This window comes from Cupriavidus sp. F041, assembly GCF_057814235.1.
This window is the reverse complement of record NZ_JBVASY010000002.1, coordinates 4,472,514-4,492,788: the sequence shown is the minus strand read 5'-3', so window position 1 is coordinate 4,492,788 and position 20,275 is coordinate 4,472,514. Positions and strand designations below refer to the sequence as shown.

The window sequence follows — 20,275 nt, the reverse complement described above, 5'->3', positions numbered from 1 at the left end:
TCGCGAGGGATCGGGGCAGGCGCAAGCGCCAGGGCGGGGCGCCGCCGCTCAGTCCCGGTTGTACACCTCGCCGTGTGCCAGCGCCAGCGCGCCCGCTGCGGCGAGGGATTCCAGCACCCGGTCCAGGACCTGCGCCAGGTCCTGCCCGGCCATGAAGCGCGCGTGAATGCGCTGCATCAGCGGCGCCTGCGCCATCCACGCCAGCAGCGCGTCGCGCGGCATGCGCTGCTGCTCCAGCAGCTTGAACTTCACCAGCACCTTGACCGCGTGCGCGGCGTTGCGCCCGGCATCGCCGCTCAGGTAGGCCAGGCGCCCGCCGGCAACGTCGAGCGCGGCGGCGACGTTCGTGAACGGCCGCCCGTGGCCGGGAATCACCACGCGCGCATCCAGCCCGGCGATGCGCTCCAGCACGGCCGCCTGCTCGGCGAAACCGCTCTCGCCGTCGAGTTCCGGGAAGATCACGCCGAAGCCGTTCTCCCACAGCGCATCGCCCGAAATCAGGATGCCTTCCTGCGGCGCGAACAACATCACCGCATGGGGGTCGTGGCCGGGCGCCGCCACCACCTGCCAGTCCATCCCTCCCAGGCGCAACATATCGCCGTCCTGCACCACGCCGTCGAAGCCGAAGCGATCGCACTGCTGGCCGGTGGCACCGTAGCTGAGGGCGTCCATATCCCACGCGCGCACCGCCCCGGCCTCCGCGGCGGGAATCAGCGTGCGCGGTTGCCAGCGGGCCTGCAGCGCGGCATTGCCGCCGCAATGGTCGGAGTGCAGATGCGTGTTCACGAGGCGCCGCAGCGGCTGCCCCTGCAGGCCGGCCTCGACCAGCGCCAGCGTCTGCGGCGCATGCGTGACATAGCCCGAATCGACCAGCGCGGTGTCGTCGCCGTCCACAAAGAGGACGTTGTTGGCCGACAGCCAGCCGCGCTCGAAGACGCGCATGGTGGACGGCAGGGTGGGAGGCGTGAAGGTGGCTGGCATCGGGCTATCGGTTAATCAGGGCTATTCAGCGATCGGCGGCCGGGGTGGGCGCATCGGCGCGCCCCGCTCCCACCGGCAAGTCAGCGGCGGCACGGAACGCGTCGGAGGCAAAGAAAGGATCCTGGTTCAGCCGCGCAGCCAGCATGTCGAGCGCATCGAGGCCCCAGAACAACTGGCCCTGGGCGTCGCCCTGCAGCACGGCGGTGGGCACGCCGAACACGCCGCGCGCCACGGCTTCGTCCCCGTGTTCGCGCAGGCGCGCCTTGACCGCATCCTGCGCCAGCGCAGCGACGGGTACGCCAAGCAGGGCGCATAGCGCGTCGAATTCCGCCTGCTGCTGCGGCACATGGCCTTGCTGCCAGACAAAGCGGAAGACCGGCGCCAGCGTGGCATGCGTGAGCCGGCCCTCGAGTTCCAGCGCTACCGCCAGGCGCAGCAAGGGCAACGGATTGAAAGGATGCACGGCAGGCATGGCGAGCCGGATGCCGTCGCGGTGCGCGATCCATGCCACATGTTCGAAGGTGAAGCGGCGCTTGGGCGCGATCTCGGCCGGGCCGACATTGCCCCAATGGCGCAGCAGCCCGGCAAACAGCAGCGGCACGTAGCGTACCGTGGCATTGGCCGGCAAGGCCCGGGGCAGCCGCTCGAACGCGAGGTAGGCGAACGGCGAGATCGGATCGAAGTACCAGTCGATGGCGTTTGTCATGGCCGGATCACTCCATGGTGTTGGGGTGGACACGCATGGCAGCCGCCGGCGCAGTCAAGGCGCCGCCTGTGCGGCGAGTTGCGCGGCGCGCGGCGGCAACAGCAGCCAGATCCTGCGCCGCTCGGCCTCGTCGCTGCCGGACCATGCGGCAATCTCGTCGATGGTGCGCAGGCAGCCTTCGCAGTAGCCGCTGGCGGCATCCATGCGGCATACGTTGCGGCAAGGCGACGGTACGGGCTGCGCGCGCTGCGCGGCTTGCGCGCCGCGCGTGAGTTCGGCGGCCAGGCGGGTGGCTTGCGACATCGGATCAGCCCCTGCCAGCCATGCGCGCCTGCGTGGCGGCGGTCGTGGCGCGGGCGATGCCGGGTGCGCGTGGCGGCTTCATGCGGAATCGCGCTGCGCCACATCGGCCACTTCGGCCCCGGTCATCCGCTGCAGTTCTTGCGGCGTGAGGTTGAACACCGCGTGCGGATGCCCGGCGGCGGCCCACAGGCTGTCGTAGCGGAACAGGTCGCTGTCGAGCAGCATCACCGGCGCTACCGCGTGGCCGATCGGGCAGACACCGCCGATGGCGTAGCCGGTCTTCTCGCGCACGAACCTGGCGTCGGCCTTGCCGAGCTGGCCCACCACGGCGGCCACCTTGGCTTCATCGACGCGGTTGCTGCCGCTGGCGATCACCAGCACCGGCGCGTCGTCCGCCACGCGGCGAAAGATGATGGATTTGGCGATCTCGGCCACCGAGCAGCCGAGCCCGGCCGCGGCCTCGGCCGAGGTCTTGCCGGTGGCGGGCAGCATGACCACCGGCTTGTCGTGGCCGAGGCCGGCCAGCAGGCCGGCGACGCGCTGCGCGGCTTCGGGCAACGCGGCCGTGTCCCCGGCGTTGTCAGGAGTGCGAATGTTCATGTCGGTAGGGTGCGAATGGCAATGCCTTACACGCAGGCGGGCGCGGCGCCGGCGGCGGCGCCCCACTTCGTCAGCAGCGCGCGTCCGACGCGCGAACTGTTGGCGCGGCCGATCGACTGCGAGATGAAGTCGCCCGCCCGCACCACCTGCTCCAGGTCCACGCCGGTGTGGATGCCCATGCCGTGCAGCATGTACAGCACGTCTTCCGTGGCGACATTGCCGGTGGCGCCCTTGGCATAAGGGCAGCCGCCGAGACCGGCCACCGACGCGTGGAAGATCGAGATGCCGACCTGCAGGCTGGCCAGGATATTGGACAGCGCCTGGCCATAGGTATCGTGGAAATGGCCGGAAAGGCGGTCGATGGGGAATTCGGCGGCCACCGCGTGCATCACCTCCTGCACCCGGCCCGGCGTGCCCACGCCAATGGTGTCGGCGATGTCGATCTCGTCGCAGCCGAGATCGCGCATGCGGCGCACCACGTCCACCACCGCATGCACCGGCACTTCGCCCTGGTAGGGGCAGCCCAGCGCGCAGGAGACGCTGGCGCGCAGGCGCAAGCCTTTCTCCTTGGCGGCGGTGGCCACCGGCTCGAAGCGCGCGATGGATTCGGCGATCGAGCAATTGATGTTCTTTTGCGAGAAGGCCTCGCTGGCGGCGCCGAAGATCACGACCTCATCGGCGGACGCGGCCACCGCGCCTTCGAAGCCCTTCATATTGGGCGTGAGCACCGAGTACAAGGTGCCGGGCCGGCGCTGGATGCGCGCCATCACGTCGGCGCCGTCGGCCATCTGCGGCACCCATTTTGGCGAGACGAAGGAAGCGGCTTCGATATTGACGAAGCCGGCATCGCTCAGGCGGTTGATCAGCTCGACCTTGACCTCGGTCGGCACCATGGCTTTTTCGTTCTGCAGGCCATCGCGCGGACCGACTTCGACGACTTTCACATAGTGGGGCAGGTTCACGATGTCTCCTCGTTTCGGGTAGCCGCGCAGGCGCGGCGTATCCGGTGCATGGCGCCGGGGCGCTCCGCCCCGGTGCCCGGTTCGTTCAATAGCCGCGTTGCAGGTCGACCACGCCGGCGATCGGCTGGCCCGCGCGCAGCGCGCGGATCTTGCCCGCGATCTGTTCAATGCTGTCTTCGCGCAACGTCAGCGCCGCGATATGCGGCGTGATGGTGATGCGCGGCTCGGACCAGAAGGGATGGTCGGCAGGCAGCGGCTCGGTGCGGAACACGTCGAGCATGGCGCCGGCAACCTGGCCGGATTGCACCGCGGCCAGCAGGTCTTCCTCGACCAGATGCGGCCCGCGCGCCACGTTGACCAGGTAGGCACCCTTGGCGAGCTTGCCCAGCAGTCCGGCATCCAGGATGTTCTCGGTTTCCGGTGTCAGTGGCAAGACATTGACCAGCACGCGCAGCCCGTCCAGGAAGCCGGCCTGGCCAGCCTCGCCGGCAAAGCCCTGCACGCCGTCGACTTCGCGCGCCGTGCGGCTCCAGCCACGCACCGGGAAACCGAATCCGGCCAGCGACTTGGCGATCTGCGCGCCCAGCGTGCCCACGCCCATCACGCCGATGGAGAAATCGGCACGGCGGTGCGGCTTGAGAAAACGCCAGGTACCGGCCTGCTGGGCCAGCGCGTATTCGTCCAGGCGGCGGAAATAGCGCAGTACCGCGTGCGTCACGTAGTCGATCATCTGGGCGGCCATGCCGGCATCGTCCAGGCGCACGATGGGCACGCCGGCCGGCAGTGCGTTCGCGTCGGTGTCGCGCAGGCTCAGGATGCCATCCACGCCGGCACCGAGATTGAAGACCGCTTTCAGGTCGGTACGCCCGCGCAGCATCTCCAGCGGCGGCCGCCAGACCACGGCGTAGTCCACCTGCTCGTTCTTGCTGTCTTCCCAGGTCAGGCATTGCGCCTCGGGCAGGGCTTCGGCAAAACCGTCGATCCAGGGCTGGTAACGGCCGTCCGGTACATACAACTGCAACTTCATCTCATCTCCACTCTGGTTTTGTTTCTATTTTCGCAGAGGATGGGCGTTGCCTGCGGTTTTCTTGCGGCAGGCGCGCCCTGGAGGCGGCGGCCCGGCCGTTTCCGGCCCGGAAGGACAGCAACCGCGCGCCTTCACCGGCGTGTGCCAGCGGGCCGGTCCAGACAGGTGCCACATGACGCTGGCCGCTGAACACATGAAAGGTATCACCTTCCGCATGGCCCTGCCCACAGGGCAGGGCACTTGCCGGGATCGACACGGATGTCGCCGGCGGCGCAGGCAGAGCGGTTGCGGGGCCGGCCGGCTTACCCGGCGTAGCCCTCGGTGCGGATATCCAGCCGGGACAGCAGGGCGCGGTCGCGGTCGGCCTGGGGATTGGCGGTGGTCAGCAGCCGGTCGCCGTAGAAGATGGAATTGGCGCCGGCCATGAAACACAGCGCCTGCAGCGCATCGTCCATGGTCTCGCGGCCGGCGGACAGGCGCACCATGGCGCGCGGCATGGTGATGCGCGCCACCGCGATGGTGCGGACAAATTCGAACGGGTCGATCGGCGCCGTGTCGGCCAGCGGCGTGCCCTTGACGGCCACCAGGTTGTTGATGGGCACCGACTCGGGATACGGGTCGAGGTTGGCGAGCTGCGCGATCAGCCCGGCGCGCGCCTCGCGCGATTCGCCCATGCCGACGATGCCGCCGCAGCATACGTTGATGCCAGCCTCGCGCACATGGCCGATGGTGTCCAGGCGGTCCTGGTAGGTGCGGGTGCCGATGATCTCGCCGTAGAACTCGGGCGAGGTATCGAGGTTGTGGTTGTAGTAGTCCAGCCCGGCGTCCTTCAGGCGCTGGGCCTGCTCGGCCTCCAGCATGCCGAGCGTGACGCAGGTCTCCAGGCCCATGGCCTTGACCTCCTTCACCATCTCGATCACCGGCTCCAGGTGGCGGTCCTTGGGGCTGCGCCAGGCGGCGCCCATGCAGAAGCGGCCTGCGCCGCTGGCCTTGGCCGCGCGCGCGGCTTCCAGCACTTCATCCAGCGCCATCAGCTTGCCGGCCGTGACGCCGGCATCGTGGTGCGCGCTCTGCGGGCAGTAGCCGCAATCCTCTTCGCAGCCGCCGGTCTTGATCGACAGCAGCGTGGAGAGTTGCACGGCGTTGGCGTCGAAATGCTCGCGGTGCACCTGCTGGGCGCGGAACAGCAGGTCGTTGAACGGCAGCGCGTACAGCGCGGCAACTTCGGCCACGGTCCAGTCTCCGGGCTTGGCCGCGGGCGCGGTCTCGGTGAAGCGGCGGGCTGTCTGGCGCAGGGTGTCGGCGGAAATGGTGGCTACGGTGTCGGTTGCGAGGGAAGTGGTGGTCATGATTGTTATCTGTTCCAGTAATGCTTTCGGTGTATTCGGTTTCTGCAAGGCGCGCGTTCAGGCGGCGGCGACCGCGGACCGGGCATGGCAGGCGGCCAGCAACGGCGCCAGCGCGAGCTGCCCGGCGGCATCGGCCGGCGCGGCCTGCCACGGCAGCGTGCCCAGGTGCGGGGCATCCAGCGCGGCACGCAGTGTGTCGATGTTCTCGTCGGCGAGATCCATGGCCGGGTCGATGCGGTTGGCGATCCAGCCGGCCAGGTGCAGGCCGCGCGCGCGCACGGCTTCGGCGGTAAGCAGCGCATGGCTGATGCAGCCAAGGCGGATGCCCACCACCAGCAGCACCGGCAGGCCGAGCATCACGGCGAGGTCGGCGGTATCCCAGCCGCCCTCTTCCGGCGGCGCCCCGTCGAGCGGCACGCGAAAGCCGCCGACGCCTTCCACCACCACCGCATCGGCCTGCGCCCGCAGCGCGGCAAAGGCGGCACGGATCGGCTCGCGCGTGATGCGGGCGCCTTCGATGGCGGCGGCAAGGTGCGGCGATGCCGGCGTGCGCAACAGGAAGGGACAGGTCAGCGCCTGCGGCACGGCCAGCGCGCTGGCGGCGCGCAGTTGCGCCACGTCATCGTTATGCCAATGGTCGCCGCGCCACTCGCTGCCGCTCGCCACCGGCTTCATGCCAACCGCGCGGTGGCCGGCGGCGCGCAGCGCATGCAGCAAGGTGGCGCTGGCGTGCGTCTTGCCGACGCCCGTGTCGGTGCCCGTGACAAAGCAGGCGATGGCGGCACGCTCGCTCATGACGCATCCATGTGCGGCACCACGCTGCCCAGGCTGGCCAGCAAGCGATCCACATCGGCCAGGGTGTGCGAGGCCGACAGCGTGATGCGCAAGCGGGCCGTACCCACCGGCACGGTGGGCGGACGGATCGCGCCCACGCGGATACCGTCGGCCTCCAGCGCCGCGGACAACGCCAGTGCGGCTACGTTATCGCCCACGATCACCGGCTGGATCGCCGTGGCGCTCTCACCCAGGCGCCAGCCCGCGGCGCGGGTCAGCTCGGCCAGCCCGCCCCGCAGCGTGCGGATCAGCGTACCGAGCTGCGCGCGGCGTTGCCGCCCTTCATCCCCGGCGATCAGCGCCAGGCTGGCGGACAAGGCGTGCGCCACCGCCGGCGGCGCGGCCGTGGTGTAGATGTACTGCCGCGCGGTATTGACCAGGTGGTCGATGATGGTCTCGTGCGCGGCCACGAAGGCGCCCGCCACGCCGGCGGCCTTGCCCAGCGTGCCGATATAGATGAACCGCGGCGAAGTCAGGCCCAGGTGCTCAAGCACGCCGCGCCCTTGTTCGCCCAGCACGCCGAAGCCATGCGCATCGTCGACGATGATCCAGGCGTCGTGGCGCTCGGCCAGGGCCAGCAGTTCGGTCAGCGGGGCGAGATCGCCGTCCATGCTGAACACGCTGTCGGTCACGATCAGCTTGAGCGGGGTGCTGCTGGCGGTCAGCAAGCCCTCCAGCTCGGCCACGTCGCGATGGGCATAGCGCCGGACTTCGGCACGCGCGAGCCGGGCGCCGTCGATCAGCGAAGCGTGGTTGAGTTCTTCGCAGTAGAGCGTGGCATCGGCGCTGCCCAGCGCGGTCAGCACCGCCATATTGGCCATGTAGCCGGTGCAGAAATACAGTGCGCGCGCGTGCGGGATATGCGGCGCGTACCACTCCGCCAGTTCGCTCTCGAGCCGGTGGTGCGCCAGCGAGTGGCCGCTCACCAGATGGGATGCCCCGCTGCCCGCGCCGAACTGGCGCGCGCCGTCCGCCATCGCCGCGATCAGCGCGGGATGGTTGGCCAGGCCCAGGTAGTCGTTGCTGCAAAAGGTGAGCAAGGAGTGCATTTCGTCGCCGCAGGCGTCGCTCACGGCCTGGTGCGGGGCGCAGGCGGAATACGCGGTGCGGCGGCGGCGCGTCAGTGCCTTTGCGTCACGCTCGGCGGCGGCGAGGGTCAGGTGCTCAAGCAACATGGCGAATCTCCCTGGTGGCGCCAGCATCGTTGCCGGCGCTTTCGTTCTTGTTGATGCCCCCGGCCAGCACCGCGTCGAGCGTGGCTAGCAGGCGGCCGGCCAGCCAGTGCGCCATGTCGGCGTCGAACACATACGGCGGCATCACGTAGAGCGTGCGGCCGATCGGACGGATCAACACGCCGTGCGCGCGCGCGGCATGATGGAAACGCGCGGAGAATTCACCGGCGTTCGCGGCATATTCCTCGCGCACGTCGGCGGCCCAGATCAGCCCGCGCTGCCGCACATGCTGCAGGCGCGCATCCGCTGTCAGTCCCGCCATGGCTTGCGTGAGCCACCCGGCGCGCTGGCGGTTTTGCGCAATCACATCCTGCCGCGCGAACAGGTCCAGCGTGGCCAGCGCCGCGCGGCAGGCGAGCGGGTTGCCCGTGTAGGAATGCGAGTGCAGGAAACTGCGGGCGCGGTCCGGGTCCCCGGCGTCCGCAACGAAGGCCTGCTGGATCGCGCTGCGCGACAGCACCAGCGAGAGCGGCAGGTAGCCGCCGCTGATGCCCTTGGACAGGCACAGGAAATCGGGCCAGAGGTGCGCCGGCAACGGGGCGCCCGGCGTATCGCCGGCGCCGCGCGCCTGCTCCCAGGCGAAGAAGGTGCCGGTGCGGCCGCACCCGACCGCGATCTCGTCGGCGATCAGGTGCACGCGGTAGCGGTCGCACAGCGCGCGCACGCCTTCCAGGTACAGCGGATCGTGCATCGCCATGCCGGCGGCGCATTGCACCAGCGGCTCGATGATGAGGGCCGCGATCTGTCCGCCGCGCGCTTGGAGCAGCGCCTCCAGCTCGTCCAGCGCGCGCTGCGCCACCTGCGCGGCGCTCTCGCCCGGCGCGGCCTGGCGCGCGTCGGGCGACATCACCACGTGCGAGCTCATCAGCATCGGATCGTAGGCATCGCGGAAGATCGCCACGTCGGTCACCGCCAGCGCCCCCACGGTCTCGCCGTGGTAGCCGTGGCGCAGGCAGATGAATTCGCGCTTGCCGCCCAGGCCCGTATTGCGCCAGTAGTGGAAGCTCATCTTCAGCGCGATCTCGACGGCCGAGGCGCCGTCGCTGGCATAGAACGCATGGCCGAGCGCGCCGCCGGTCAGGGCCGACAGCCGCTCTGCAAGCTCCACCGCCGGCGCATGCGTGCAGCCGGCCAGCATCACGTGCTCCAGCGTGTCGAGCTGCTCGCGCAGCGCAGCGTTGATCTCGGGATTGGCGTGGCCGAACAGGTTGACCCACCAGGAACTGGTGGCGTCGAAATAGCGCTGGCCGCCGGTGTCGTGCAGCCACGGGCCTTCGCCGCGGGCGATGCCCAGCGGCGGCTCGCCGGCATCGGGCCGCAGCGGCGTGCACGGATGCCAGACGGCGCGCAGGCTGCGCTCGCCGAGCGTGGCGGGCGCGGGGGATGCGGAATTGGACTGGTCTTCCAAGGAAACCCTCCTTTGTTGACCGCGCGCTGGCCTGCCCGGCCGGGCGGGCCCTGGCGTGGCGGCACTTGCGTGCGGGTTGGGGAGAGTCATGGTAGGAAGTTCCCCGGCCACTTGGCAAACAGGACCAAATTTACACGTTAGCAGCGCGTTAAGCGAAAAAGCCGGGAGAAAGATACAACCTCCCCGCATCCCCATGCCAGCGTGCGCTTATCTCCACACCCTGCGCCGCCGGCGGGATGGATTGTCGGGGTAAACCTTCCACCGGCAGGAGCCTGTTGATGCTCCCGCTTATGGCAGGGGATCGAAAGGAAGCCCGACTTCCTTGAAGAACCGCCCGACTTCCGGCAGCCAGATAGGCAAGCCGGCCCGGCTGCCGAACATGGCGTGCGAATCGCCCGCGAAGGTGCCGAAGTCCACCATGCGCGTGTTCGCGGCAGCGCCATGCGCCTGCGCCTTGTAGGCGCCGAACATCTTCTCGGGCAGCGGCTGCGGCCAGTAGCTGTCGTTATCGCCATACATCCACAGCGAAGGATAGCGCGCCTGCTTGCCGTAGTCGCCAAACGCATCGATCAGGTTGAACTCCCATCGGCTGCACGATTCATCACGCAGCCCCCCGGCAAAATTGACCACGCCTAGCACACCGGGGTACGCGAGCGTGCTGAACGCCATGGTGGTCAGCCCGCCGTGCGACTGGCCCATCACAACGATGCGCGACTTGTCGACATAGGGCTGCTTGACCATGAAGTCGAGCGTGGCAACCACGTCCTCGGCCTGCACGAGGCCGTTGCTTTCCACATTGCAGCCGGCGCCGATATAGGCACCGCCGGATCTGGAAAAGCCCTGGCGCATCGGCAGCGCCACTACATAGCCGCGCTTGACGAATTCAGCGCTCTGGGCGGAGTAGCGTGCGCGCGGCTGGAATGCCGGCTTGCCCGACGCCTTGCCGTGATTGAGCACGATCAATGGAAAAGGGCCTTCGCCGGGCGGCTTGAAGATGGTGGTTTCGAGCTCCACCGAGAACAGCACACCCGGCTTGGGGATCATCGCGACCTGCTCTGCCAGCTTGCCGGCCGCCGCGGGCGAAGACGCCGGCGCGGCGTCCTGCGCGAGCGCAGGCCCGCCCACCATGAGCGCCAGCGCCACGGCCAGCCCCGCTATCGATCTCACGATTGCCTGTGCCTCTCTTGCCCCGTGCCCGCCGCTCAGCCGGCCCGCTTCGGCAGCGGATGGCCGGGCAGGAGCGCATAGGGATGCTGCCAGCCCGGCAGCGCGCGCAGCCGCTCGGTCCAGGCGTGGATATGCGGATATTCCTTGCGCCAGTGCACGCCGATCTCGTCGTCGAAGTAGACGTAGCCGGCCAGCGAAAAATCGGCAATCGTGAGCCGCTCGCCGAGCACATAGGCGCGCCCGGACAAATGCGCGTTGAGCACGCTCCATGCGCCTTCGCAGCGCTGCCGCAGGAACTGCAGCACCGCCGGGTCCGGCGCCTTGGCAAAGGTGCGCAGGAAGCGATAGGTCGCGGTATAGGAACTGAACTTGTGGTTGTCGAACAGCAGCCAGCGCAGCACTTCGGTGCGCTCGGCGTCATCGGCGGGGCCATGGATGCCGAGCCGCTGCGCCAGCACGTCGAGGATGGCGCCCGATTGCGACAGCCGCCGGCCGTCGAACTCGAGCACCGGCGCCTCGCCCATCTCGTTGATGGCGCGGTACTCCGGGGTGTGCGTCTCGCCGTTGAAGTAATCGACGAAGCGCGGCGCCCACAGCTTGCGGCCACGCTGCACGCCGACCGTTTCCAGCAGCAGCGCCACCTTGTAGGTGTTGCCGGATTGCGCGAAGCCGTACAGCACGTAGTCGGCTTCCGGTGTCGCACCAGCGGCAGTCTTCGGTTCCGTCATGGTTTCTCCCCCAGCATTTCACCATCCACATAAAGCCAGCGCGGCGCCTCGCTGGCGTCGCGCGGCTCGCGTACGAAGCGGCTGCGCTCGTGCAGCCGCCAGGCGCGCCCGCCCACCTTGTAGCGCGCCACGAATTCCACCTCGGCATGCGTCTCGTCCTGCTGCGCATGCGCCTTGACAGCCAGCCCGAGCCAGCGCGTATCGGTATCGGGCGCGAGGTCCGCCGGGCAGGTCGACGGATGCCAGGTATGGCGCAGCCAGTCCACGTCGCCCAGCACATAGGCGCTATAGCGCGAACGCATCAGCTGCTCGGCGTTGCTCGGCAACGCCTCGCCACGATGAAAGCGTCCGCAGCAGGTGGCATAGTCGCCGCCGCCACAGGGACAGCCGCCGGTGCCGGCGCCGGACGCCCGCGCCTTCATCCGATCAACCCCCGCAGCTCGCGCATATCGGTGAAGATGCTGCCAGCGCCGGCCGCCAGCAGCGATTCGGCGGCATTGCGCGCGGCATAGCCGAGCACGGTCATGCCCGCGGCTACGCCGGCGGTAACGCCCGTCGGGCTATCCTCGATCACCACGCAGCGCGCCGGCTCCACGTTCATGGTGCGCGCCGCCAGCAGGTAGACGTCAGGCGCGGGCTTGCTGCGCTCGACCTCGGTGGACGAGAAGATATGCTCTCGCTCGTCCTGCTGGAACAGCTCGACCAGGCCGGTGCGGATCAGCTGCAGCTTGACCTTGATGCGGTCCGCGCCCGAGGCCACGCAGATGGGCAGGCCGGCGGCGGCGATCGCGGCAACCGCCTCGCGAACGTGAGGCACGGCTTGCACTTCCGCCTCCAGCACGGTATTGCGCCGCACGAACCATTGCGACAGCCAGTTCTCGGGCAACGGCGCGCCGCGCCGGCGCTCGATGTTCTCGAGCTCCTCGCGCACCGCGCGGCCGAGGAACCATTTGGTGGATTCCTCGATCGAGATGCGGATGCCGAGTTCGTTGAGCATCTCGTTGAGCACGCGGTTGACAATGGGCTCGCTGTCGACGAGCACGCCGTCGCAGTCGAAAATCACGCAGTCGAAACGGGGATGGCGGATCGGCTTGATGCTGGGGTTCATGCGGGCTTCTTTTCCTTGCTGCTGTCTGTGTTGCCGAGTGTATGGCTGTCCGTGCTGCCCACCGCGCGCAGCGCCGTCGGGCGCTTGCTCTTGAGGTGCGCCTCGATCTGGTCGAAGCGGTCGAAGCCCCAGAACGGCTCGCCGTCGATGATCACGAACGGGGAGCCGAACACGCCCTTGGCCATGGCCACGTCGATCTCGGCCTTGAGCTGGTCCTTGATCTGGAAGCTGCTGGCGCCGGCATCCATGGCATGCGCGTCGATGCCCAGCGGCTCGGCCAGCTTCACCAGTTCGGCCGGCTCGGCGATGTTGATGTCATCCACGAACAAGGCGTGATAGACCGCCTTGGCGAACGCGGTGGCGATATCGTCGCCGTGATGGTTCTGCAGCCACAGCATGGCGCGCGCGGCCTGCGTGGTGGGCAGCGGGAAGTGCGTCGGGCGCTTGTACTCGATATCGTGGAAGCGCGCGGTGCGCTCGAAATCGCGCCACGCGTAGTCGCCCTTGAGCGGCACGTGCGGCAGCGGCGAGCAGCCGGTGGTCTTGAAGACCACGCCGAGCAGGATCGGATGCCATGCGACGATGCGTCCGTACTTCTGCGCCAGCTCGTCGATGCGCGTGCTGGCGAAATAGCCGTACGGCGAAGAAAAATCGAAGTAGAAGTCGATGGCAGCAGTCATTGTCTGGGGGCTCCTGGCGTCTGGCCGTTGGGTTCGATACTTCGGTGCTGCGTTGGTGAAATGGTTCCGCGATCCGCAGGCGAGGCGTCAGGCCAGCGCCCGGGCGATCAGTATCTTCTGGATATCGCTGGTGCCTTCGTAGATCTGGCAGACGCGCACATCGCGGTAGATGCGCTCGACCGGGAAGTCGTTGACATAACCATAGCCGCCGAAGACCTGGATGGCGGCCGAGCAGACTTCCTCCGCCATCTCGCTGGCGTACAGCTTGGCCATCGCGGCTTCCTTCAGGCAAGGCCGCCCCGCATCCTTGAGCGACGCGGCGTGCCACACCATCTGCCGCGCCACTTCGATCCTGGTCGCCATGTCGGCCAGGCGGAACTGCACCGCCTGGTGCGCGAACAGCGGCTGGCCAAAGCTCTCGCGTTCCTTTGCGTAAGCCAGGGCCGCCTCGAAGGCGGCGCGTGCCATGCCGATGCTTTGCGAGGCGATGCCGATGCGGCCGCCTTCCAGCCCGGACAGCGCCATCTTGTAGCCGGCGCCCTCCTCGCCCAGCATATTGGCGGCCGGCACGCGGCAATCCTCGAACAGGATCTGCGCGGTATCGGACGAATGCTGGCCGAGTTTTTCCTCCAGCCGCGCCACGATGTAGCCGGGCGTGGTTGTCGGCACCAGGAAGGCGCTGATGCCGCGCTTGCCGGCGGCCTTGTCGGTCACGGCGAGCACGATCGCCACATCGGCATTCTTGCCGCTGGTGATGAATTGCTTGACGCCATTGAGCACGTAGTCGTCGCCATCCTTCACCGCGCTGGTACGCAGCGCCGCGGCGTCCGAGCCCACGTGCGGCTCGGTCAGGCAGAAAGCGCCTAGCATCTCGCCGCGCGCCAGCGGCACCAGCCACTGCTGCTTCTGCCCCTCGCTGGCGAAGGCCATCAACATGCTGCATACCGGGCAGTTGTTGACGCTGATGACGGTGGAGGTGCCGCCATCGCCGGCGGCGATTTCCTCCAGGATCAGCGCGAGCGACAGATAGTCGAGTCCGGCCCCGCCGTATTGCTCGGGCACCGCCACGCCGTACGCGCCGAGCGCGGCCAGCTCGCGATGCACCGCATGCGGGAAGGTCTTGTCGCGATCCCACGCGGCGGCGTGCGGCGCGATCTCCTGCTGCGCGAACTGGCGCACGGCATCGCGGATCATTTCCTGTTCTGGCGTTAGCAGCATGTCAGCTCACCAAGGTTGTCGCCGCTGCGGGCGTGACGAAGGATTCATCGGCCATGACACTCACCACGGGATCACGCTGCCATCGTAGTTGCGAAAGCCGCCATTGTCCTGCCGGGTCGCGCCGGCGATCACCGCGCGCATGCCGGAGACGCTCTGCTGCGGCGTGAGGTCGGCTTCCTTGCCGCCCATCTCGGTCTGCACCCAGCCAGGATGGAAGGCCAGGCAGGTGGCATGGCGCGCGTCGAGCGAGGCGGCCTTGAGCGTGGCGTTGGCGGCGGCCTTGCTGACCCGGTAGAGCCAGCTGCGGTTGCTGTCCATGGTGCCGATGCTGCCCATGCGCGAGGCCAGCACCGCCAGCACGCCGCCCTTGCCCGAACGTCCGGTCTCGACCAGCGGCAGCAGCAACGGCAGCGCCATCATCGGCCCCAGCACGTTGACATGCATCACCTTGTCGAAGTCCTCACGGGTCACGGGTTGCGCGCCTTCGGTACGCGGGCCGATCACGCCGGCGTTGTAGATCGCTACGTCGATGGACTCGCCGTCCAGCTTCCAGCCCAGCCCGGCGACCTGGCCCGCGTCGGTCAGGTCGGCGCGCAACGCCTCCGCGCCAAGCGCTTCGATGGCCTTGATGCCGTCGTCGCTGCGCGCGACGGCCAGTACCCGCCAGCCATCGGCGCGGTACTGGCGCACGAATTCGAGACCGATGCCACGCGAGGCACCAAGGATGAGAGCGGTTGGCAAGGCGGTACTCCTTTTTCTATGTTGATTGCGGCCCGGCTGCCGCGCGGTGGCGGCAGCCGCTCTGTTGCGGGCGGTACCGCGGGGTCAGACGATCTCCAGCCCCACCGCGGTGGCTTCGCCGCCGCCGATGCACAGGCTGGCCACGCCGCGCTTGCCGCCGGTCTTGCGCAGCGCGCCGATCAGCGTGGCCATGATGCGCGCGCCCGAGGCGCCGATTGGGTGGCCAAGCGCGCAGGCGCCACCATGGATGTTGACCTTGTCGCGCGGGATCTTGAGGTCGTGCATGGCGGCCATCGGCACCACGGCGAACGCTTCGTTGATCTCGAACAGGTCGACGCTGTCTGTGGTCCAGTCGAGCTTGCGATAGAGCTTGTTGATGGCCTCCACCGGTGCGGTGGTGAACCAGCCGGGCGCCTGCGCATGCGTGGTGTGACCCAGCAGGCGGGCCAGCGGTTGCAGGCCGAGGCGCTTGGCGGTGGATTCGCGCATCATCACCAGCGCGGCGGCACCGTCGTTGATCGACGAGGACGAAGCGGCGGTGATGGTGCCGTCCTTCGCAAAGGCCGGCTTGAGCGAGGGGATCTTGTCGACCTTGATGCGACGCGGGCCTTCATCGGTATCGATGACGGTGTCGCCACCGCGGCCAGGCACCGTCACCGGCGCGATCTCCCAGCGGAAATCGCCGCGCTCGGTCGCCTGCTGTGCGCGCCGCACGCTCTCCATGGCGAACGCATCCTGCGCCTCGCGGGTGAAGTTGTACTTGGACGCGCAATCCTCGCCAAAGGTGCCCATGGAGCGTCCGCCGCCTTTCTCGTCCTTGATATAGGCGTCTTCCAGGCCGTCCAGCATCATGTGGTCGAAAATCATGCCGTGGCCGATGCGGTAGCCGCCGCGGCCCTTGGGCACCAGGTACGGCGCATTCGTCATGCTTTCCATGCCGCCGGCGATGGCGATCTCGAACGAGCCCGCGATCAGTGCGTCGTGCACGGTCATGGCGGCACGCATGCCGGAGCCGCACATCTTGTTGACGGTGGTGCAACCCACGCCCAGCGGCAGCCCTGCCCCCAGCGCGGCCTGCCGGGCAGGCGCCTGGCCCTGCCCGGCGGGCAGCACGCAACCGAACACCACTTCCTCGATCTGCTCCGGCTTGAGGCCGGCGCGCTCCACCGCGGCGCGGATGGCGGCGGCGCCCAGTTGCGGGGCGGTCAGGGCGGAGAACTCGCCCTGGAAGGCCGCCATCGGGGTGCGGGCGGCGGATACGATGACAACGGGATCATGCATGGGGTGTCTCCAATGATTAGGGGCGCGGGTGGGCGCGATACGTGGCGGCGATTGTTGGCTCTTCCTGAATCTCTCTTTGCTTGCCGATGCGTGCGAGGCCGGCGCCTAGCGGATCGACGCCTGCGGCGGATCGCCGAACTGGCGGTAGGCCGCTTCGAGCTGCTCGTGCAGTTCGTCATTGCTGCTGGCAGCCATGCCGAGGTCGCGCAGCAGGCCGTCGGACACGCCGTAGACCCAGCCGTGCACGGTGACTGGCTGGCCACGGTCCCAGGCATCCTGCAGCACGGTGGTCTGGCACACGTTGTTGACCTGCTCGATCACATTGAGCTCGCACAGCCGCGTATGCGCGTCTTCCTCGCGGGTGATGGTGCCGAGGTAGGCGCCGTGCTTGTCGGCAACGTCGCGCACGTGGCGCAGCCAGTTGTCCGCCAGCCCGACGCGCTGGCGCTTGAGCGCGACCTTGACGCCGCTGCAGCCATAGTGGCCCACCACCGTGATGTGGCGCACCTTGAGCAATTCCACTGCAAACTGGATCACGGAGAGCGCGTTGAGATCGCTGTGCGCGATGACATTGGCGATATTGCGATGGACAAACACTTCGCCCGGCGCGAGCCCCAGGATCTGGTTGGCCGGAACGCGTGAATCGGAGCAGCCGATCCACAGATACTCGGGCGCCTGCTGGTTTGCCAAGTTCATGAAGAAACCCGGATCCTCCGCATTCACGCGGTCGACCCACTCCCGATTGTTGCGGAACAGCTGGGCGATGGCGTCACTCATGCGACTCTCCTTGCCGGTTCTGACTGGTCGCCGGATTTAGCCCGGGTTGAGGCCGCGGCGGCATAGCGATTGACAAAGCGTTCTGAAACGTCATAGGCATAAAAATCGTGAATTTGTCCGGCCAGCAGCCGGTCCTTGTGCCCCTGCCACATGGCAGGATCGAAGAAATCTTTGTGGTGGCGCAGGAAGGCGGCGCGCACGCGCGGGTCGCCCAGCAGGAAACTGCGGTAGGTCTCGGGGAAGATATCGTGCCGGCCCACGCTGTACCAGACCTCGCCCGACATCTCCTCCTCTTCGTTGCGCGGCTGCGGTACGTGGCGGACATTGGTGTCCGTCATGTACTCGATCTCGTCGTAGTCGTAGAACACCACGCGGCCGTGGCGCGTGACGCCGAAATTCTTGTATAGCATGTCGCCGGGGAAGATATTGGCGGCGATCAGTTCCTTGATGGCGTTGCCGTACTCCACGACGCCGTGCTCGACCTGCGCATCGGAGCCCTCCTGCAGCCAGATATTGAGCGGCGTCATGCGGCGCTCGATGTAGACGTGCCGCACGACGATTTCCTCTCCGCCGTCCTTGCCGCGCTGGTACTCGATCATCGACGGCGCGTGCAGCTCCAGCTCGCGCACCAGCGCGTCGTCGAAGCGCGACAGCGGAAAGGCCACGTCGGAATACTCCAGCGTATCGGCCATGCGGCCCACGCGGTCATGCTGCTTGACCAGCTGGTACTTCGACTTGACCAGTTCGCGCGTGGTCTCCTTGGGCGCCGGATAGTAGTCCTTGATCACCTTGAACACGTAGGGATACGAAGGCAGCGTGAACACCAGCATGACCAGGCCCTTGATGCCCGGCGCGCTGATGAACTTGTCGGACGAATGCTGCAGGTGATGCAGGAAGTCCCGGTAGAACAGGTTCTTGCCCTGCTTCTGCAAACCCAGCGAGGTGTAGATCTCCGCGCGCGGCTTGCGCGGCATGATGTCGCGCAGGAAGGTCACGTACGCCGACGGGATCTCCATGTCCACCATGAAGTAGGAATGCGTGAAGGAGAACAGGATCAGCAGCTGCACCTTCTTCAGCAGCACCGTGTCGAGCGACAGCTTGCCGTCGGGCGTGTGCACGATGGGAATCGCCAGCGGGAAAGTGCGGTCGGCGTTCAGGATGCGGCCGATGATGAAGGCCGACTTGTTGCGGAAGAACAGCGACGACAGCACATGGATCTGGAAATTCGGCGCAATGCGGAAGTCGCCGAAATACTCGGTGACGGCGCGCACCACGTAGCTGATATCGCGCGTGAGGTCGGCGAACGGACGCTCGAGCTGGTAATTGTGGACGATGCGCTCGAAGCACGCCGCCATGCCCGTGCGGCTGCCCGGATAGTAGGCGCGGAAGGTCGGCCTGGTGGGAGATTCCTCGTTCTCGATGTACTCGGTCGAGATGGCCGGGCGCACGAAGATGAAATCGTTGTTGAAGTACGAACGGTGCAGGATGCGCGTGCACACCGAGTTGAAGAACGTCTCGGCCAGTTCCGGCTGGTGATGGTTGGTCAGCAGCCCGATGTAGTGCAGCTTGATCTGCTGCCAGATTTCGTCCTCGATGTTCTCGGCGTCGTATTCGTCTTCCAGGATCACGCTGGTTTCGCGCACCCGCTCGTTGTAGAAGGCGATGCGGTCGCGTTGCAGTTGCTGCAGGCCTTGCCAGTCGGCCGCCTCGAACTTCACCTTGGCCTGGTGGCTGACCTCGCGGAACAGCCGGTAATGCTTGTCGAACCCGTCCAGCATGGTGCGGGCCACGTCATAGGCAATCTGCGAGGACAGCAGCTTTGGGAAGTGGGACATGACGCAGGCCGATGACGATTGGGGGGTTCCGGAGATTGTAAATTGGTTCGGCGGCAGGGCGAGTGCTCTTTCGGTCAATCCGGCATGGCCGGCGCGGCGCCAGGCCGGGCGCCGTCGCCATGCAGCGCCGGCATCACATGGTTTGCGAGAACAACTCCCTTCCGATCAACATGCGGCGGATTTCCGACGTGCCGGCGCCGATCTCATACAGCTTGGCGTCGCGCCACAGCCGGCCGACCGGGTATTCGTTGATATAGCCGTTGCCGCCCAGGATCTGAACCGACTCGCCGGCCATCCAGGTGGCCTTCTCGGCGGTGTACAGGATGACCGCGGCGCAGTCCTTGCGCACCTGGCGCACGTGTTCGGTGCCCAGCGAATCCAGGTTCTTGCCCACCGTGTACAGATAGCTGCGTGCCGCCTGCAGCGTGGTGTACATGTCGGCCACCTTGCCCTGGATCAGCTGGAACTCGCCAATGCTCTGGCCGAATTGCTTGCGGTCGTGGATGTAGGGGGTGATGACGTCCATGCAGGCCTGCATGATGCCGACCGGGCCGCCGGAGAGCACCGCGCGCTCGTAGTCCAGCCCGCTCATCAGCACCTTGGCACCGGCGTTCTCCGCGCCGAGGATGTTCTCGACGGGCACTTCCACGTCCTGGAACACCAGTTCGCCGGTGTGCGAGCCGCGCATGCCCAGCTTGTCCAGCTTCTGCGCCACCGAGAAGCCCTTCATGCCCTTCTCGACGATAAAGGCGGTCATGCCGCGCGCGCCCAGGTCCGGCTCGGTCTTGGCGTAGACCACCAGCACATCGCAGTCCGGGCCGTTGGTGATCCACATCTTGGTGCCGTTGAGCACGTAGCGGTCGCCCTTGAAGTCGGCGCGCAGCTTCATGCTCACCACGTCGGAGCCGGCATTGGGCTCGCTCATGGCCAGTGCGCCGATCCAGTCGCCGGAGACCAGCTTCGGCAGGTATCTGGCTTTTTGCGCGGGGGTGCCGTTGCGGTGGATCTGGTTCACGCACAGGTTGGAGTGCGCGCCGTAGGACAGGCCGACCGAGGCGGAAGCACGGCTGATCTCTTCCATCGCGATCATGTGGGCCAGGTAGCCCATATTGGCGCCACCGTATTCCTCCGCCACGGTGATGCCGAGCACGCCGAGATCGCCCATCTTCTTCCAGGCGTCCATCGGGAACTGGTCGGTGCGGTCGATCTCCGCGGCGCGCGGAGCGAGTTCGGCCTGTGCCCAGTTGCGCACGCTCTCGCGCAGCATCTCGATGTCTTCGCCCAAGTCGAACTTGAGGCCTGGCAGGTCGGTCATGGCGGTCTCCTGATCCGGTTCAG

21 protein-coding genes are annotated in these 20,275 nt (G+C 67.5%); all 21 read right to left on the bottom strand.

Annotated elements, in window-relative coordinates:
- Positions 1–48 precede the first annotated feature (48 nt).
- A complete protein-coding gene (locus ACZY0R_RS38000) occupies positions 49–981 on the bottom strand; it encodes an MBL fold metallo-hydrolase (protein WP_488865811.1) in 933 nt (310 codons plus the stop codon).
- 25 nt (positions 982–1,006) lie between these two features.
- Positions 1,007–1,687: a 2-hydroxychromene-2-carboxylate isomerase gene (locus ACZY0R_RS37995; protein ID WP_488865809.1), complete on the bottom strand. Its 681-nt coding sequence runs from the start codon at positions 1,685–1,687 to the stop codon at positions 1,007–1,009.
- A 54-nt stretch (positions 1,688–1,741) separates the two neighbouring features.
- Entirely contained in the window at positions 1,742–1,990 is a 249-nt protein-coding gene (locus ACZY0R_RS37990; protein ID WP_488865807.1) for a DUF1289 domain-containing protein, read from the bottom strand.
- Between the two features lie 78 nt (positions 1,991–2,068).
- Positions 2,069–2,590 carry a YbaK/EbsC family protein gene (locus ACZY0R_RS37985; protein WP_035874416.1) on the bottom strand — a complete coding sequence of 174 codons (522 nt, stop codon included), beginning with the start codon at positions 2,588–2,590 and terminating at the stop codon, positions 2,069–2,071.
- Positions 2,591–2,616: 26 nt separating this feature from the next.
- A complete protein-coding gene (locus ACZY0R_RS37980; protein WP_488865805.1) occupies positions 2,617–3,552 on the bottom strand; it encodes a hydroxymethylglutaryl-CoA lyase in 936 nt (311 codons plus the stop codon).
- Between the two features lie 85 nt (positions 3,553–3,637).
- Positions 3,638–4,579 carry a 2-hydroxyacid dehydrogenase gene (locus ACZY0R_RS37975; protein ID WP_488865803.1) on the bottom strand — a complete coding sequence of 314 codons (942 nt, stop codon included), beginning with the start codon at positions 4,577–4,579 and terminating at the stop codon, positions 3,638–3,640.
- 302 nt (positions 4,580–4,881) lie between these two features.
- Entirely contained in the window at positions 4,882–5,928 is a 1,047-nt protein-coding gene (gene bioB, locus ACZY0R_RS37970; protein ID WP_045236230.1) for a biotin synthase BioB, read from the bottom strand.
- A 57-nt stretch (positions 5,929–5,985) separates the two neighbouring features.
- Positions 5,986–6,723, bottom strand: a complete 738-nt coding sequence (bioD, locus tag ACZY0R_RS37965) for a dethiobiotin synthase (RefSeq protein WP_045236231.1) — start codon at positions 6,721–6,723, stop codon at positions 5,986–5,988.
- Positions 6,720–7,937 carry an 8-amino-7-oxononanoate synthase gene (gene bioF / locus ACZY0R_RS37960; RefSeq protein WP_488865800.1) on the bottom strand — a complete coding sequence of 406 codons (1,218 nt, stop codon included), beginning with the start codon at positions 7,935–7,937 and terminating at the stop codon, positions 6,720–6,722. The genes bioD and bioF overlap by 4 nt, the downstream gene beginning before the upstream one ends.
- On the bottom strand, positions 7,927–9,402 hold the full coding sequence (gene bioA / locus ACZY0R_RS37955) for an adenosylmethionine--8-amino-7-oxononanoate transaminase (protein WP_488865798.1): 1,476 nt from the start codon (positions 9,400–9,402) through the stop codon (positions 7,927–7,929). Before bioA ends, bioF begins: the two co-directional genes overlap by 11 nt.
- A gap of 288 nt (positions 9,403–9,690) precedes the next feature.
- Positions 9,691–10,530, bottom strand: a complete 840-nt coding sequence (locus tag ACZY0R_RS37950; RefSeq protein ID WP_488866408.1) for a dienelactone hydrolase family protein — start codon at positions 10,528–10,530, stop codon at positions 9,691–9,693.
- 74 nt (positions 10,531–10,604) lie between these two features.
- On the bottom strand, positions 10,605–11,297 hold the full coding sequence (locus ACZY0R_RS37945) for a glutathione S-transferase family protein (protein ID WP_488865796.1): 693 nt from the start codon (positions 11,295–11,297) through the stop codon (positions 10,605–10,607).
- Complete coding sequence (locus tag ACZY0R_RS37940; protein WP_045236235.1) at positions 11,294–11,719, bottom strand: YchJ family metal-binding protein; 426 nt, start codon at positions 11,717–11,719, stop codon at positions 11,294–11,296. Before ACZY0R_RS37940 ends, ACZY0R_RS37945 begins: the two co-directional genes overlap by 4 nt.
- A complete protein-coding gene (locus tag ACZY0R_RS37935) occupies positions 11,716–12,405 on the bottom strand; it encodes an HAD family hydrolase (protein ID WP_488865794.1) in 690 nt (229 codons plus the stop codon). The genes ACZY0R_RS37940 and ACZY0R_RS37935 overlap by 4 nt, the downstream gene beginning before the upstream one ends.
- Positions 12,402–13,085, bottom strand: coding sequence for a 2-hydroxychromene-2-carboxylate isomerase (locus ACZY0R_RS37930; protein ID WP_488865792.1), 684 nt, complete (start codon positions 13,083–13,085; stop codon positions 12,402–12,404). The genes ACZY0R_RS37935 and ACZY0R_RS37930 overlap by 4 nt, the downstream gene beginning before the upstream one ends.
- Before the next feature lie 87 nt (positions 13,086–13,172).
- Positions 13,173–14,303, bottom strand: coding sequence for an acyl-CoA dehydrogenase family protein (locus ACZY0R_RS37925; protein WP_488865790.1), 1,131 nt, complete (start codon positions 14,301–14,303; stop codon positions 13,173–13,175).
- Positions 14,304–14,363: 60 nt separating this feature from the next.
- Positions 14,364–15,044, bottom strand: coding sequence for an SDR family oxidoreductase (locus ACZY0R_RS37920; protein WP_488865788.1), 681 nt, complete (start codon positions 15,042–15,044; stop codon positions 14,364–14,366).
- Positions 15,045–15,128: 84 nt separating this feature from the next.
- The gene (locus ACZY0R_RS37915; protein ID WP_045236240.1) at positions 15,129–16,325 is read right to left on the bottom strand and encodes an acetyl-CoA C-acetyltransferase; all 1,197 of its coding nucleotides are present in this window, start codon (positions 16,323–16,325) and stop codon (positions 15,129–15,131) included.
- Positions 16,326–16,430: 105 nt separating this feature from the next.
- Positions 16,431–17,102, bottom strand: coding sequence for a carbonate dehydratase (gene can, locus ACZY0R_RS37910; RefSeq protein ID WP_035874454.1), 672 nt, complete (start codon positions 17,100–17,102; stop codon positions 16,431–16,433).
- Entirely contained in the window at positions 17,099–18,937 is a 1,839-nt protein-coding gene (aceK, locus tag ACZY0R_RS37905; protein WP_488865785.1) for a bifunctional isocitrate dehydrogenase kinase/phosphatase, read from the bottom strand. Before aceK ends, can begins: the two co-directional genes overlap by 4 nt.
- Positions 18,938–19,070: 133 nt before the next feature.
- Complete coding sequence (locus ACZY0R_RS37900; RefSeq protein ID WP_488865783.1) at positions 19,071–20,252, bottom strand: isovaleryl-CoA dehydrogenase; 1,182 nt, start codon at positions 20,250–20,252, stop codon at positions 19,071–19,073.
- Between the last annotated feature and the right edge of the window lie 23 nt (positions 20,253–20,275).

Excerpts from the sequence above, each read along its gene's own strand:
- ACZY0R_RS38000 (WP_488865811.1), bottom strand. The coding sequence starts at position 981 with ATGCCAGCCACCTTCACGCCTCCCACCCTGCCGTCCACCATGCGCGTC.
- ACZY0R_RS37930 (WP_488865792.1), bottom strand. The coding sequence starts at position 13,085 with ATGACTGCTGCCATCGACTTCTACTTCGATTTTTCTTCGCCGTACGGC.
- ACZY0R_RS37935 (WP_488865794.1), bottom strand. The coding sequence starts at position 12,405 with ATGAACCCCAGCATCAAGCCGATCCGCCATCCCCGTTTCGACTGCGTG.
- ACZY0R_RS37945 (WP_488865796.1), bottom strand. The coding sequence starts at position 11,297 with ATGACGGAACCGAAGACTGCCGCTGGTGCGACACCGGAAGCCGACTAC.
- ACZY0R_RS37985 (WP_035874416.1), bottom strand. The coding sequence starts at position 2,590 with ATGAACATTCGCACTCCTGACAACGCCGGGGACACGGCCGCGTTGCCC.
- ACZY0R_RS37940 (WP_045236235.1), bottom strand. The coding sequence starts at position 11,719 with ATGAAGGCGCGGGCGTCCGGCGCCGGCACCGGCGGCTGTCCCTGTGGC.
- ACZY0R_RS37915 (WP_045236240.1), bottom strand. The coding sequence starts at position 16,325 with ATGCATGATCCCGTTGTCATCGTATCCGCCGCCCGCACCCCGATGGCG.
- aceK (WP_488865785.1), bottom strand. The coding sequence starts at position 18,937 with ATGTCCCACTTCCCAAAGCTGCTGTCCTCGCAGATTGCCTATGACGTG.
- ACZY0R_RS37900 (WP_488865783.1), bottom strand. The coding sequence starts at position 20,252 with ATGACCGACCTGCCAGGCCTCAAGTTCGACTTGGGCGAAGACATCGAG.
- bioF (WP_488865800.1), bottom strand. The coding sequence starts at position 7,937 with ATGTTGCTTGAGCACCTGACCCTCGCCGCCGCCGAGCGTGACGCAAAG.
- ACZY0R_RS37990 (WP_488865807.1), bottom strand. The coding sequence starts at position 1,990 with ATGTCGCAAGCCACCCGCCTGGCCGCCGAACTCACGCGCGGCGCGCAA.
- ACZY0R_RS37995 (WP_488865809.1), bottom strand. The coding sequence starts at position 1,687 with ATGACAAACGCCATCGACTGGTACTTCGATCCGATCTCGCCGTTCGCC.
- can (WP_035874454.1), bottom strand. The coding sequence starts at position 17,102 with ATGAGTGACGCCATCGCCCAGCTGTTCCGCAACAATCGGGAGTGGGTC.
- ACZY0R_RS37975 (WP_488865803.1), bottom strand. The coding sequence starts at position 4,579 with ATGAAGTTGCAGTTGTATGTACCGGACGGCCGTTACCAGCCCTGGATC.
- bioD (WP_045236231.1), bottom strand. The coding sequence starts at position 6,723 with ATGAGCGAGCGTGCCGCCATCGCCTGCTTTGTCACGGGCACCGACACG.
- ACZY0R_RS37950 (WP_488866408.1), bottom strand. The coding sequence starts at position 10,530 with ATGGTGGGCGGGCCTGCGCTCGCGCAGGACGCCGCGCCGGCGTCTTCG.
- bioB (WP_045236230.1), bottom strand. The coding sequence starts at position 5,928 with ATGACCACCACTTCCCTCGCAACCGACACCGTAGCCACCATTTCCGCC.
- ACZY0R_RS37925 (WP_488865790.1), bottom strand. The coding sequence starts at position 14,303 with ATGCTGCTAACGCCAGAACAGGAAATGATCCGCGATGCCGTGCGCCAG.